The sequence below is a fragment of the Haloarcula argentinensis DSM 12282 genome, assembly GCA_000336895.1.
GTDB lineage: Archaea > Halobacteriota > Halobacteria > Halobacteriales > Haloarculaceae > Haloarcula > Haloarcula argentinensis.
On record AOLX01000003.1, the window covers coordinates 26,424 to 39,524 of the forward strand.

The following is a 13,101-nucleotide window of genomic DNA, read 5'->3' on the forward strand; positions in this document are numbered from 1 at the left end:
CCCACTCAGCGCAACTCAGTCGATATTCGACTGGTGCATACAGTTGTCTGAGAATATTCTTGATCAACGACATTGTAGAGTGGGTGAAATTTAGCCGCCAGCTCTCTCCAGCGCCTGCTCAACACTCGCTCGCATCCCAGCCAAGACCTCGAACCCGTTCTCAGTGATCAAGTACGTCTCACGTCGCTGGGTCGTTGCTGAGCACTCGATCGAGTCCTTCACTTCCTCACCAGCTGTCGATCACGCCTCGAACAGGGGTCCCTCCTTCCGTTCCTTCCTGAAACGCGCGCGCGTAACGAGTGGACATTTTTGTCCGCTCAGCCCGATCAAGGCCACTCGGCCCACCGGCCAGGCTGGCAGGACCGGCCGTCGTAAAAATAAAAGGGTGTTCGGTCTCGACCAGTAGTTTCGGGTCAGTCATCGGCCTCGACCTCCGTTGCCGCGCCGGGGCCAGCCGCTGTGTCATTCGTGCCGCGATGATCTAACGCTGCTGTGCGTCGTCCCCTGTCACAGAATCTGGGACCGGATCCAACACAGTAGGTATCGGTATGCGACACACTACGGCTACTCGCCGACGGCCGGCGATCTCGTTCGAGGTGCTGAGGCATGAGCTGCACCGTGGAAGAACGGCAGCGGGTGCGGCGTGCGGCGCGGGCTATTCGAGACGAAGTGGCTACTGAGTCCGTCGACGTGCTTTCGCCAAGCGCGAGTCAGTACGGTGAATGGACGCTTGACGCCGTGCTTCGGGACGCTGACGGGGTTCCTCCTGAGGTACTTCGGGAGTTAGCGTTGGCCGGGCTGACGTTGCAGCCGACGCCGTCGCAGGCGAGGTATGAGCACGTGGCAGCGACGGTGTAGGTGAGTGAAACGCTAACCAACGAGCGATGAGTAAAGCTCACGCCGGTTGGTTAGCCGCCTCTCCCACGCCGTTTTTTGACCGTCGTTTACTGCTCGATAGGTGTGCGAACTTACCGGTGAAATGGAAGCAGAAAGAGGAGGTGTTTTACCGCATCGTACAACTGCATTATTGTACACACTACCGAGATTCATCCTGTGACAGTTTGAGGTGCATTGTGTCTTACTCCAAACACGTATTGAATGAACACCCACGCAGCATTTCAAGAATAGAGACTCTATGCACGGTTTGAGCCGATTCATCCCGCCTGCCGGGTACTCGGTATTACTGTCCCCACAATAGTGCTTGTTAAATATTCGGTCTGGCTTCTTCCCCAGAAGTGCTGCGGCTCTTTTTTGTCAGTTGTGTGGATAGTAATCGATGAAATGAGTACCACACAGTCCACTCGAAAAAATCGTGGCACTGTCAGCTCTCGTCTTGGCGTGGCCGTAATTATAACCGTTACCGTGTGGATATATCTGGAGTTCGTTGCCATCTTACTCGGTCACTCCCCGAGGGCAGGACCGGTCCTGCTTGGCGAGTTCCCAGTTGTCCGTGACGTGAGCGCCCAACTCCTCCGTGGATTCCTCGCTGTCGGGCTCACACTGCTAGCCGTACGAATATTCGATATTTCATCCCCACTCGAATGGATGGGTGTACGCCGTCCGAAGAATTGGGAGTGGGCGTATATCCTTCTGGGCGTCGTGGTGTCGTTCATCTGGCTGCTCGGTTCACTCGTTCTGATTCAGAATGTCCTTGGACTGGAGCGCACGATGCTACTAACACTCCCAGAGCGTGTCCGAATCGTCCGGGTAGTGACGTTGTTAGTGCTTGTCGGCCCAGCCGAGGAGGTGATTTTCCATGGTATCATCCAGCGGTCACTCGAAGACGTTATCGGTCTCTGGCCAGCTATCGCTGCTGGTGGTATACTCTTTGGAATGTCTCATGCTGACCCCGCCGCCCTTGCTCTCGGTGACCTACTCTTCTATATGGCCCAAGGTGGCTTCGGCATGATTGCTGGTTGGATCTATGCCAAAACAGATAATATCGTCGTTCCAGCGCTTGTTCACGGGATTTTCGTTTCTCTCACTACCGCCTTGCCACTACTGGCTGGCTGAGGTGAATAGGATGATTATCGTACTAGCGCTTCAAACACTTGTGCTTCGCTTGTCCGGAGATGAGACCAAGCAGTTGCAGGAGCGACACCAACCTCCTCGGCAATAGACTTGTGGATAGCCTCTCTGGAGTTGCTGTAATACCAGTAATTGAAAACACGCCGATTCTATTCAGCAACGCTCAGCGATATAGAGCCGCGACTGGGGGTCGACAGCAATCAAGGGACCCCAGTATCGTCGCCAACGCATGGTTCATCTCCTTATTTGTCCTGTTATCCAACGGGGCGGCATGGCGCAGGTGCCGTCTGAGTTCGAGGAGGAATTCGAAGCGAAGAAGGAGACCTTCTTCGGCATCGCTGAGTTGCTCTACGCCAACCCCGACCGGCAATACACCCAACAGGAACTTGCTGACCGCTTCGACTGCTCGACGACGACAATCAGCAACCATACGCAGGAGATGAGCGAGTGGCTTGACCGTCGCGACGGCCAGACCACCTATGCCTGGAACGTCGATGTTTACGATCCAGGCCACACGGAGACAACTATGGCGGTGCAACGATTCTACACCGACCTCTGGTGGCTGTTGGAGCTTCATCAGTCAGCCGTGCGCTTCACAGGCGACGTGGTCGATGAACCCGTTGGTCCGCTTGATCTTCGCCCCCAATCCCTCGCCTCCATACAGCTCACCAATCCAACGTGAACGTCGTCAACAGCGTCAGACTCGGAGATATCCAATCAATAGCGTCGTTTCACACGAATCTACAGATGTCGGCGATCCTTACAACTCTCTCAATGCCACCCAATGAGCCAGCCCCCTACGTTAATTACCCACAACGGTGAATCCGTAGCTATGGCCGAGTGTGCTCGCTGTGGTGCCTTCACCGACAACGAAGCTGATGGTGAATACCACTACTGTGACGACTGTCTTGCGGACTTCGCGACTATCGAACAGTCGGGTGTGGTTGTCGAACAGGCTACCGAGGGCGGTGCGTACCATCTCATCGTGACTGACGGGGATGCATCACTTGATGGCGGACAAGAGACCTCGCAAGTTGATGCGTTGGCCCGTGGCAAGTACATCTGCGACGAGTGTGGCCTCAACGGTGTCTTCAAATACGCACCTTCCGGCTCAACGTGGGTACTCAGTGAATATCTGCAGGCACACCCGGGTATCCGGCAGGATGTTCATGAGCGTCTCCGGCGTGTGCCAGACGAGCCACCCGGACTGCTGGACCGCATTCGAAACTTCCTGTGAGGGCATGTAGAATGAGTGAGCGTACTTGCGCCCTTCCAGTGATTCAAGATTAGCAGAGTTGACGTTGCAGCCGACGCCGTCACACGCAGGGTATCAGCACGTGCCAGCGGCGGTATAGATGAGCAAAACGCTAACCAACAAAGGAGGTTAGTTTTACTCTGTCGTGCAGACGGGGTTGAAATTCACTCCCACTCACTCACAACGACTGCGTTAACATCCTCGGCTAAACGCTCAAACTCACGAGAGCATTCGGCAGAAGGGAGAGTTTCCGAATAGGATTCTTCAAGCGATTCCCTAAGTATAGTTGCCCTTTCTTCGATATCTTCCTCAGACTCTCCCTGTGCCTGAGCCATCATCCGAAAATTGTCCACTGAGTTTTGTATAGCCGTCTCAATTTGTTCATCTGTGAGGTCCATTGGTTGAGATATGCTCTCTCGAATATGATCAAAACGAGGATCAGTAAAGAATTGTAATTCGGAAGGGTCAAATTCAGATCCGTATTCCTCTACAAAGTCGTCAATCTCACCCTTAGTTTGATTCCAGAATTGGATGCTTTCCTCCGGATCTCGGTTCTCTATGATAGAGCCAAATCCTCGTTCCCTCTTCTGCTACTGTTTCACCAGCCATACAAATAAAATAGTATGCGTAATTAGAGTCAATCTCGCGAGATGGTGTCTTAAGCGACTTTGAATGTAAGTCTAAATCAGTATACACACAATGACCCCTAATCCTCATCCATTCATTCCCTGCTCTTGCCAATAATAGCAGCCCATCCTTCAGCTCAAGATCTGAATTTGGATGGGTCCCATAGATGCGTCTTGCTCTGTTATTGACGCACAATGCAGATGCCGCAGAGCGGAGGGCCTTCCCCTGGTGATCTGAAAGGATTGATCTAAGCTCGTCGGTGTTGATCCGAGAGGGAGTACCCCAAAATTGATTACCACGAATGAACTGAAGCAGGCCAACCTTTCCAGCCTCTTCGATGGCAGTCATAGCCAAGAAGCAAGCTGGCTCATAAGCCCCAGACGAAAATAGCGTTATCGCTGTTCTTACTTGCTCTCTCGCATGGTGAAGTGTCTCCTCCCGTGCCTCGTCGATCAATTCTATAACGTCGGCAGTGATCTCGACCTCACTCATTAATGAATGTTCGAAATCCTATACATTTGAATGTGCCAGCAGTAGATCCGATAGGGGAGTTTGATGTACGAGTTCCGCATTATAGAAAATACAAGCGATGGGCCAGTATTTGGGAACCGTCTGGAGCAGACTCAGAGACATTCTGATCGATCACTCAGTATGGGAGCGGCGATGCATCGCTTCCGGAGCCGTTGTAGCCGCTATCCTGTGGTTCCTCCCAATCAGTTACGACGTGTCTCAGGTTGATCGGGTCCTCGCCACGTTAGTAACCGCCCAAGCCAGTATCGTAGCAATTGTATTCTCGGTTAGTATCCTGGCGTCCAGCTCGTCGCAAATCGGTACTCCGCCCGGATGATGACTCTCATCACCTCATCAATTTCGTTTCAGCGGACGCTTCTCTTTCTTGGCATTTCCATTGGACTCGACTTACCGTTATTACTGCAACTGCCTGTTCTTTCGCCGAAGACGACAATGGTCGGGCTAGCCGTTACCGGGGGGTTAGCTGTAGCATCTGGTATCGCGCTTGTACAATATGTCGAAACCACATTGGAACGGAGTACCCCCGAAGGACTCCTGCAAGCATACACAAACCAGCTAACAGCAGATAGTCACCGAGACCAGGTCATCAACAGTCGGGAACAAGATGGGGCCCTCCATCCGATGCATGAACTCCATTCGTTTGTAATGTCGGGGCTGTCAAATGGGGAGTGGGCGACTGCCGAAAATGGACTCATCGAATTTGAGAGGGTTTCACAAGGAGTCATAGAAGAACTCGCAGGAAGGGGGGACCTGCAGAGGACCGATGCGCTGGCAGGACACTATTTCAAAACCCCAATCCAAGAGTACCTGCCTCGAATTACTGCTCAAGCAATTGAAGATGGTGAGAGCGATTTAGCACGGCAAGCTGTGCAGTCCATTGAACGAATAACGGAGACTGGACTGAAGTGTTATTATCCATTAATCATCAGCTCGGCAACAAGCGGTCTTAGCCGAATCATACGCGAGGCACCCGATGGAGAGGATGGTGACAGTATCAGACGGCGGTGTTTGAGGGTCTATTCAAATCTATTGACCACAGTTGTGGAATACCCGTACTCAAAAGATGTATTTACGCTTCTTAGCCTCTATTCATCACAATTTCGGAAGTTGTTGATACGTGATCGTGAGCCGTGGGTTTATAGGCACGAATTAGAGGAGTTCTTCAGACGGAGTATCGGTCCTGCGCACAAACAGACCGTTGGGCAGTATGGGCAGTACATCAGTGAGTTAGATGTCGATTGGCACAATCGAACACAGTCCATGGATGCAGAGGGCATAGCGCCCTACAATATGCTATTTACCTACCGGAGATATTCCCTCGAAGTCATTGGGTATATCCTGAACTACTATAGCCGAAACGAAGAATGGCCACTCAGTCCGGGCGTTCTCCGGGAGACGTGGTCTAATATGCTATCAGATGCGATTAGTGCTAACACAGGCAGGTATAGTCAGGCAGTCTGTCGGTGGTATATCGATCTCGCCTACCTAATATGCCAAGCTGGGGATGGTAATATAGGCGATTGGGCAGTCCGGTTGGAGAAGATAGAAGATTACCATGATTCCGCCGAGATGGTAGATGATGCATTCGATGAGGCGCTTGAAAAGGGGATGACAGCGGCATTTGAGGGGAAAGGCGGAATATATCGTCTGCTTCAGACTCAAGATCATTTTTCAATAAGATAATGAATCTGAGTCCGTCAGGTATGGAAGCATACGAAGACTGGGTTGAACAATTCCATGAACACGTTATCGACCATCGGCAGTTGGATATCAACTGAGGCTTGTCATCCGGTGGAGAATTGGATTAAATTTTAATAGTCACCCAGTTGGCCAGGTCCTGTGCATGGTTGACGCTGCACCCAACCCCGTCGCAGTCCGAGTCTGAGCATGTGGCAGTGACGATGTCAGTGAGCAGACAGCTAACCAACAGAGAATGGATAATGGCCGCGATTGTTGGTTAGCTATCCCAAATCCGATCCCTGACAGTCATTTACTGCTCGGTAGGCATGCGAACTTACCGCTGAAGTTCTTACTAACTCATTCGCATTTTCTGAATGCCACGTAACACCTTTGATTCAAGGGCATCTTGTGGAAGTGACCGGCGTCACTAGTTCTGATAGACATGTAAAATTTTAATAAACAAGCTAATCGCACCCAGCATATGGACAGTCGGCTGATTGCTGTTAGTAATCAAATATTACGTGGAACAGTCGATAACCGTTTGCGTGCTTCTTGGCGGATTGTCATCGCTGTTGGCCTCACACTTGCTGGTGCTCTTGGCGGCGCACTCCTAGTACAGCAGGTCACGATACCGGACCTGTTCGTCCCGCTTGTGGCCCACCTGGGTGCCGTTCTTGCTGTTCTCGCAACAGCCGGACTGCTTGCTCGCTACATCGACCACAGACGCTTCTCTGCCTATGGATTTTCTCTCTCCCTCAGTTGGGGAATTGAAGCAGTCGTTGGTGCCACTATTGGCATCGGGCTGGTTGGCCTCGCGTTCGGCCTCGCTCACCAACGTGGCACGGTGACTACGGTGGGAACATTCTCGACAGGCACGGCAGATACACTCCTGACGGGGCTCGGAGTCGTCCTGATTGGCTGGATATTCGTTGGGTTGTGGGAAGAAACATTGTTCCGTGGCCTTTTTTTTAAAAACGCCGCGGAAGGATTAGCTGTTCGAGAGCTATCTCCGACGACGGCAGCATTCGGCGCGTGGCTAAGCAGTTCACTTGTCTATGGGTTCCTTCACGGTCCACTGGGATCGAATCCAGAGGGAACCTCGTTACTGTACGCTCTGGTCATGACTTCTGTGATGGGCGGCCTGTTCGGATTGGCATATCTTCTCTCGAACGAACTCGCACTCCCAATCGGCATGCATGTAGGAATCAACTTCGGGGAGCAAAACCTCTTTTTCGGCCCTCCAGAAGGAGTTGCACCGGCCATCGTGCGGACGGAACACGCTGTGTCTGGAGCACGGCTTGAGTTCCAGTCGCTTGACCCGCTTGTTATCGTTCCAGTTTTGATCTGTGGCTATCTCCTTGTCGCAGCCTGGGCATATCTACGGGACGGGAGACTATCGATCATACGAGATACAGTAGTGAATGAATCCTATCTCGGCAAATAGAAACACACTGTCGAACGATTTCGTTGGCCGCTACGTACGCTGTTGTCTTCACCCCCCACTCTACACTAGATATCTTCGGATGGGCCCGGCATGGACGACTTTTCATTCCAACGCCGAATATTCGACACTACACTCTCCAGCCCTCGACAGCGAGTACTTCCAGCTTCCATAGCAGTCGCTGGCTTCGCTAGCGTGGCTCTTGGCGGGGTACTCAAATTCGGGTTAGCCAAGCCGCCGAAAACAGTGCTGCGGAGAATAAGACTGTAGATTAGCTGTTAGCTCGTGGCCGCACGGGCATCATCAAGCCATCCTGGTTCGCGCACTTGAGTGGATCCGATATCTGTGATTTCTCCCGATCGTGTAACGGTGATTACCTCACCGCCATCCTCAAGCACAACTCGATACGAGAACTCCTTGAGAACGCCTTGGTCGGACACGACAGCCTCGAATTCGAACGATCGGAACGAGTCCACATCTGCGTCAAGGAACCCATCTGAGACGGCATCAACACCACTCGCCGTATACACGTGGCCTGTCTCGGTTTCTCGATGCTCTGTCTCCATTGTCTCCAACTCGCCCAGTAGCCCTGAATCGAGGTATGGGTCGGGTCCGATATCTCGGTCGGGAACTCGATACTGTGGTTCTTGCGAGGGAAGCTCAATCCGTTCGTAACTTTCAGTACCCGTTCCGTATGCGGCCCGCCGGAAGTCCGCAGTCAAGATTTCAATCAGTGACTGATCGCTTTCGAGATCGAATGTGGCAGTAAGCGTTTCATCACTTGATGGGGCGTCCGAGCTGGTACTTTCGGCGCTATATTCCTCAGTAAATGTGAACGAGCCAGCTTCGTTGAGTCTGTCAGCATGTGCCTGGCGCAACGCCGTCGAATTGACCTCAGGCCCGAATGCTTCATCGGGAACACCACCTTCCGCAGCCGGGTCACTTGTCCCAGCAAGTGGAGTACTATCCAGCCCGGGCAGGGCCCCAGACACGACCATGCCCCCGATGAACACGAAGAGGCCGATGATAATCACGACACCAATTGTGCGTCGGCTAATGCCGGCACCGGACGACGCATGACCCGACACAGTCTCTTGTCCTGCAGTTTGTGCGTGTGCAGACTCGCTATGGCGAGGCTCGCCCTCGCCCTCCGAGAAAGAAGGTAATGGCACCACCGACAAGCGAATTTGGAATCATCATCAGGATGATGAGCGTGATGAGTTTGGTGATCTCGATTGGCCCGGAGCTGCCACCACCACCGCTGGCTGCACCACCGTCACCACCACTACCCATAACCACAGCAAGACCGGTCCAGAGGATTGCGGCGACGATGATTCCAAAAATCGCGAAACCAATGCCGTTTGCAATGCCGCTGTTCACTGCCCGGGTCCGAATATCCCCAATTCCCGTCCCGGCAGTGGCATAGCCGATGAACGCTGCAATAACCGGACCGCTCAGGACAGCAAATGCCAAGACGACCATCGAAAGGATGCCCCCAATGATTCCGCCGCCTTCCTCACCAGCGCCAAGTTGGAGTAAGAGGACGACCCCAAGAACTCCGAGGCCAGCCCCAATGATCGCATAGTATTTGATTGCTTGAGTAATCACTCCAGTATCCAACACGATTCCGTCACGTGCCTGCGTCTCAGCTGCCATAGTAGCCTGTTGTAATATAATGGGTTAAGTATCAGGTTTCAGGCGCGAAATTACCCGTCTGCCACATGTGCATTCGGGTAATGAGCATCGATTCCAAGCACGGGTCCGGTCTGGAACCACGGATTACGCTCACTCACAACGAGGACAGAACGTGGACGTGCCGCGATTTCGAAGTCAAGGAATCAGCCCAAAGGGAAACCCGCGACGAGGCATTTTAAAATCTCGATGCTATGGTAGACGCCATGGTGAACGAGGGTGGGATATTGGGCCGTACGTTGGCAGGTCACTTGTTGGTGATCTCGTTCGAGGCGTGAGACATGAGCTATACCGTGGAGGAACGGAAGCGAGTTCGTCGAGCTGCGAGAGCGATTTGAGAGGAGTCGCCAACTGAGTCCGCGGACGTGCTTTCGCCGAGCGCCAGTCAGTACGGTGAATGGACGCTTGATGCCGTGCTTCTGGACGCTGATGGGGTTCCTCCTGAGGTACTTCGAGAGTTAGCACTAGCCGGGTTGACATTGCAGCCGAGGCCGTCGCAAGCAGAGTACCAGCACGTGGCAGCGACGGTGTCGGTGAGAAGAGCGCTTGCGTCTGTTGGTTAGCCAGCTACCAATACACTTTCTAACCACCATACTTTATTTCTCGATTGGTATCTGAAACAACTGCCCGGTAAGCGTGCGTGTTGAGCGGTTCATTCGCCGGCTTCGGTCTCAGCCGGGACCTCGAATTCGAGTTGTCCGTTGAGGACGTGTGTTCGGTCGGGTAGCCCTGGCTTGACAAGTTTGACAGTGCTTTCAACGACGAATCGAACGGCCGACTCCGGCCATCGGGTGACCGGGAGGTCGATGAATACGGTCTCGTTGGCGATCTCGCCGAACCGGTGGACTTCGACGACTGCAGCCGTCCCCTCTCGGAACAGTGATACGGATGGATGGGGTTTGTGGTCGCCCATAAACGGACCTTCGAGCGAGAGTTGTGGCGGGGTGCCGTCACCGCCCAGTGCCACAAATCGCTGTGTTAGCCACCGCAGTTCGGTATCTTCAGGGTGCGAAATCGATGTGTGGAAATGGTTCGGCAAGGGGGCAAATCTGGGATCAACGCCCACGGTAGCCAGATCACTACCGTCTTCTCGAAATTCGAGATATTTCCCATCATCCCGGGGATTGTCGTCGGTTTTTACTGTCGGGTCCGTGTGTTCGGTCTGCGAGGGGATAGCACTACACCCCGCAGCGGTGGTGGAGGCGGCGGTCAGGGCGGACGCGAGGAATGCGCGACGGCGCATAAGTGGCGATTTCACCGGCAGCATCAGGAATATTAACAAGCTGGCATCAATCCGAACTTGAGCACTCTCCTTTGAGAAGTCAACGCGTGATTGTGCGCTGAATACGCGCTTCGTATCTTTCACTGTAGTATCATGAACTCCTGATCGGCGAGAATCTCGATGATCACTACATTTCTTGAACCGACTAAATCGCTGCGAACTACTCACCCAGGGCCGACCGCTCTTCTTGGGCGTCGACGGCGAAGGCGGGGCCCACTACTGGGACAGCTACGAGTTTGCCGTGGCCGTTGTTTCGGCTGATGGCGATGCTGAGAAAATCGAGTTGTCGGAGACGCCCTTCGAGACGCTATCGCAGTGGTGTGAGTACACTCGTTCGGAGCGTGGCTGGGATGTTGGTCCGCACGTCGGCGGGTCGTTGGTTGGTGATCTCGTTCGAGGTGTTGAGGCGTGAGCTGTACCGTGGAAGAGCGCAAGCGTGTTCGGCGGGCTGCTCGGGCGATTCAAGCAGAGCTTCCGACCGAGTCAGTGGATGTGCTTGCGCCCAGCGCGAGTCAGTACGGTGAATGGACGCTCGATGCTGTGTTACGTGGTTCGGAGGGTGTGCCGCCAGAGGTTTTGCGGGAGTTGGCGTTGGCCGGATTGACATTGCAGCCGACGCCGTCGCAGGCGGGGTACGAGCACGTGGCAGCGACGGTGTAGGTGAGCAGAAGGCTAGCCAACGAAAGTGGATATAAGGTTTGACTGTTGGTTAGTCAGTTCCACCTTCGCTTTCTGACAACCATTTATTCTTCTGTCTCCCTCCTGAATAAAGCATTCAGTAAGCGTGAACAATGAAAACCAAGGAATGTACTATTTCCAAGAGATGTTTCGGTAGCCGTGCGAGATACAGGGCACGAATCCTGTAGACCGATCCGAACGGCAGGGTCATATCTCTTCGATTCTAGCTCCTGAAAACTCTTTAGTGAGCATCGATGATTTTCAGTGAGAATGGATTCCGGTATCTTATCGATAGATAGCAATCGGTGAGATCGAGATGGCAGGATAGCTCATCTTGAAGCCAAAATCGGAGGCTATGGCGTCTGAAAAGTGGTGAAACGTCCCGAACTGAATACCCTCCTGGTCTTCGTTATCGTCTTCTTCGTCGTCTGGATTCTCTGTAATTGTCTCTACTCTCGCTACCACCGTACAGTTCGGTATCTCACTTGTTTCATATTTTGACAATAATTCGACTGGGTCAGTATCCAGATTGTCGTCTTGAACTAACCCCCAGAACCAAAGCGAAGAGTCATTTTCGAACGGATGAATACGTGCTGCCAGCATCCGCATCCGTTTGTTGGTCGACTGTCGGTGCTGTCCAAACAACGGACCAGTAGATATGATACTCCAAGCACACGGTGAGTGTTCTTTTTGAATGAATTCCAGCCCCCTACGTTAATTACCCACAACGGTGAATCTGTAGCTATGGCCGAGTGTGCTCACTGTGGTGCTTCACCGACAACGAAGCTGCTGGTGAGTCCCACTACTGTGAGCAAAAAGCCCGTCACAATGCTGGCTGACCTTATCGGCTCGTGCTGTTTACCACTGTGACGTTCGACTCATCGACATCGATCCGAGACGCGTTCTGAACTTCGACCACTTCCATGTCTGATTCGTCGATCTGTATTACGGCCCACGAGTGGACGACAGTCTCCGCATCGAGATCGACGGTCAGCATGACCGTACTCCCGTTCCTGTCAGGTCGCCGGAGTTTGATATCGACGTGTCCATCGGCGGTCGCTTCCGTGACAGTCGCCTGTAGCGCGGTGGCATCTAAGTGGGTCCGAACGTTGTAGCTCGTCTGCCTGTCGGCCACGACAAGACGCTCAATCAGTTCGCGTTCGTTCTGATCTAACGCGCCAATTTCGTTGGTGTAGTTCAGGCTCACCGCCTCGATATCCGGGCGAGCAGTCCGCACATCAACTGTCTCATTGGTGAGGTCAACCGTTCCACGAACCGACGGAAGGCAGTCGTCGGCGGGCCGAACGTGAATGCCAGCGGTGTCCAGCGGCTCGTCACGTGCCGTTGACTCATAGTACTGATTCACCTGCACTTCGAGCTGGCTGTACTCACCAAGACCGGCACGGTCGTCCGTTGCTTCGACGACGAGTTCGGCTAACCTCTGTCGTCCGATCTCATCGATCTTCGCACTATCGTGGTGTGAGACCAGCGTGACGGTCACGTCTCTGACCTGATGAGTGGTGCTATTGCGGTCTGAACTGTTAAGCCGGAGGACCCCACTGCACGTGCGGTGGGCCTGTTGCAGGGTGTATGTGCCATTCTCAGTCTGGGTCAGCGTCTTGTTGACCTGCTGGGGATGGTCTGTGTCCAGTTTTGTGATGTTCGTCTTGTTGCCGGGATCGTCTGTCGGTCCAGAAGACAGGCTGGCCCCTGTGGTGACGACGGCCCCACTGGCCACGAGCAATACAGCTGAGATGCCGAGCGCGTACATCGCGAATCGATAGTCACGGTGCATTACGGTCACTCCATTCGTTTCGATCGTGCCGTATCATTGGTTGCTCTGGCAGCAGTCGGGCGAGGACCGGCAGGGCGACTACGGACAGCGTA

At 53.4% G+C, this 13,101-nt stretch carries 15 protein-coding genes and 2 pseudogenes; 10 read left to right on the top strand and 7 right to left on the bottom strand.

The window, feature by feature from the left end; translation table 11 throughout:
* Positions 1–606: 606 nt before the first annotated feature.
* Positions 607–858, top strand: coding sequence for a hypothetical protein (locus C443_RS00145; RefSeq protein WP_005532655.1), 252 nt, complete (start codon positions 607–609; stop codon positions 856–858).
* A 423-nt stretch (positions 859–1,281) separates the two neighbouring features.
* Positions 1,282–2,013, top strand: a complete 732-nt coding sequence (locus C443_RS00150; protein ID WP_049943766.1) for a CPBP family intramembrane glutamic endopeptidase — start codon at positions 1,282–1,284, stop codon at positions 2,011–2,013.
* Positions 2,014–2,027: 14 nt separating this feature from the next.
* Here the strand turns inward: C443_RS00150 and C443_RS22320 are convergent.
* Positions 2,028–2,141 (bottom strand): annotated as a pseudogene (locus C443_RS22320) (helix-turn-helix domain-containing protein); the annotation flags it as partial.
* A 158-nt stretch (positions 2,142–2,299) separates the two neighbouring features.
* On the opposite strand from C443_RS22320, the gene C443_RS00155 reads away from it, so the two are divergent.
* Both C443_RS00155 and C443_RS00160 read left to right on the top strand, forming a co-directional pair.
* Positions 2,300–2,710, top strand: a complete 411-nt coding sequence (locus tag C443_RS00155) for an HTH domain-containing protein (protein WP_005532659.1) — start codon at positions 2,300–2,302, stop codon at positions 2,708–2,710.
* A 150-nt stretch (positions 2,711–2,860) separates the two neighbouring features.
* On the top strand, positions 2,861–3,265 hold the full coding sequence (locus C443_RS00160; protein WP_049943767.1) for a hypothetical protein: 405 nt from the start codon (positions 2,861–2,863) through the stop codon (positions 3,263–3,265).
* 182 nt (positions 3,266–3,447) lie between these two features.
* Here C443_RS00160 and C443_RS00165 read toward each other — a convergent pair whose 3' ends face one another.
* Both C443_RS00165 and C443_RS20520 read right to left on the bottom strand, forming a co-directional pair.
* The gene (locus tag C443_RS00165) at positions 3,448–3,681 is read right to left on the bottom strand and encodes a hypothetical protein (RefSeq protein WP_005532661.1); all 234 of its coding nucleotides are present in this window, start codon (positions 3,679–3,681) and stop codon (positions 3,448–3,450) included.
* A gap of 112 nt (positions 3,682–3,793) precedes the next feature.
* Positions 3,794–4,402 (bottom strand): AbiV family abortive infection protein, encoded by a 609-nt coding sequence (locus C443_RS20520; RefSeq protein ID WP_080505411.1) that lies wholly within the window; start codon positions 4,400–4,402, stop codon positions 3,794–3,796.
* 471 nt (positions 4,403–4,873) lie between these two features.
* Between C443_RS20520 and C443_RS00170 the strand changes: the two genes are divergently transcribed.
* Both C443_RS00170 and C443_RS00175 read left to right on the top strand, forming a co-directional pair.
* Positions 4,874–6,124 carry a hypothetical protein gene (locus C443_RS00170; RefSeq protein ID WP_152422974.1) on the top strand — a complete coding sequence of 417 codons (1,251 nt, stop codon included), beginning with the start codon at positions 4,874–4,876 and terminating at the stop codon, positions 6,122–6,124.
* A 478-nt stretch (positions 6,125–6,602) separates the two neighbouring features.
* A complete protein-coding gene (locus tag C443_RS00175; protein WP_005532665.1) occupies positions 6,603–7,565 on the top strand; it encodes a CPBP family intramembrane glutamic endopeptidase in 963 nt (320 codons plus the stop codon).
* A gap of 275 nt (positions 7,566–7,840) precedes the next feature.
* Here C443_RS00175 and C443_RS00180 read toward each other — a convergent pair whose 3' ends face one another.
* Positions 7,841–8,596: a DUF7537 family lipoprotein gene (locus C443_RS00180; RefSeq protein WP_005532667.1), complete on the bottom strand. Its 756-nt coding sequence runs from the start codon at positions 8,594–8,596 to the stop codon at positions 7,841–7,843.
* 91 nt (positions 8,597–8,687) lie between these two features.
* Positions 8,688–9,218 carry a hypothetical protein gene (locus tag C443_RS00185; RefSeq protein WP_005532669.1) on the bottom strand — a complete coding sequence of 177 codons (531 nt, stop codon included), beginning with the start codon at positions 9,216–9,218 and terminating at the stop codon, positions 8,688–8,690.
* Between the two features lie 80 nt (positions 9,219–9,298).
* On the opposite strand from C443_RS00185, the gene C443_RS21365 reads away from it, so the two are divergent.
* Positions 9,299–9,436, top strand: coding sequence for a hypothetical protein (locus tag C443_RS21365; RefSeq protein WP_160163330.1), 138 nt, complete (start codon positions 9,299–9,301; stop codon positions 9,434–9,436).
* Between the two features lie 99 nt (positions 9,437–9,535).
* Positions 9,536–9,817 (top strand): annotated as a pseudogene (locus tag C443_RS21995) (hypothetical protein).
* A gap of 89 nt (positions 9,818–9,906) precedes the next feature.
* Here C443_RS21995 and C443_RS00190 read toward each other — a convergent pair.
* Positions 9,907–10,497 carry a hypothetical protein gene (locus C443_RS00190; RefSeq protein ID WP_005532671.1) on the bottom strand — a complete coding sequence of 197 codons (591 nt, stop codon included), beginning with the start codon at positions 10,495–10,497 and terminating at the stop codon, positions 9,907–9,909.
* A gap of 175 nt (positions 10,498–10,672) precedes the next feature.
* Between C443_RS00190 and C443_RS00195 the strand changes: the two genes are divergently transcribed.
* Entirely contained in the window at positions 10,673–10,948 is a 276-nt protein-coding gene (locus C443_RS00195; protein ID WP_049943768.1) for a hypothetical protein, read from the top strand.
* Complete coding sequence (locus C443_RS20530) at positions 10,945–11,196, top strand: hypothetical protein (RefSeq protein WP_080505413.1); 252 nt, start codon at positions 10,945–10,947, stop codon at positions 11,194–11,196. The genes C443_RS00195 and C443_RS20530 overlap by 4 nt, the downstream gene beginning before the upstream one ends.
* An 859-nt stretch (positions 11,197–12,055) precedes the next feature.
* Here the strand turns inward: C443_RS20530 and C443_RS00205 are convergent.
* Complete coding sequence (locus C443_RS00205; protein ID WP_005532674.1) at positions 12,056–13,009, bottom strand: hypothetical protein; 954 nt, start codon at positions 13,007–13,009, stop codon at positions 12,056–12,058.
* Positions 13,010–13,101 lie beyond the last annotated feature (92 nt).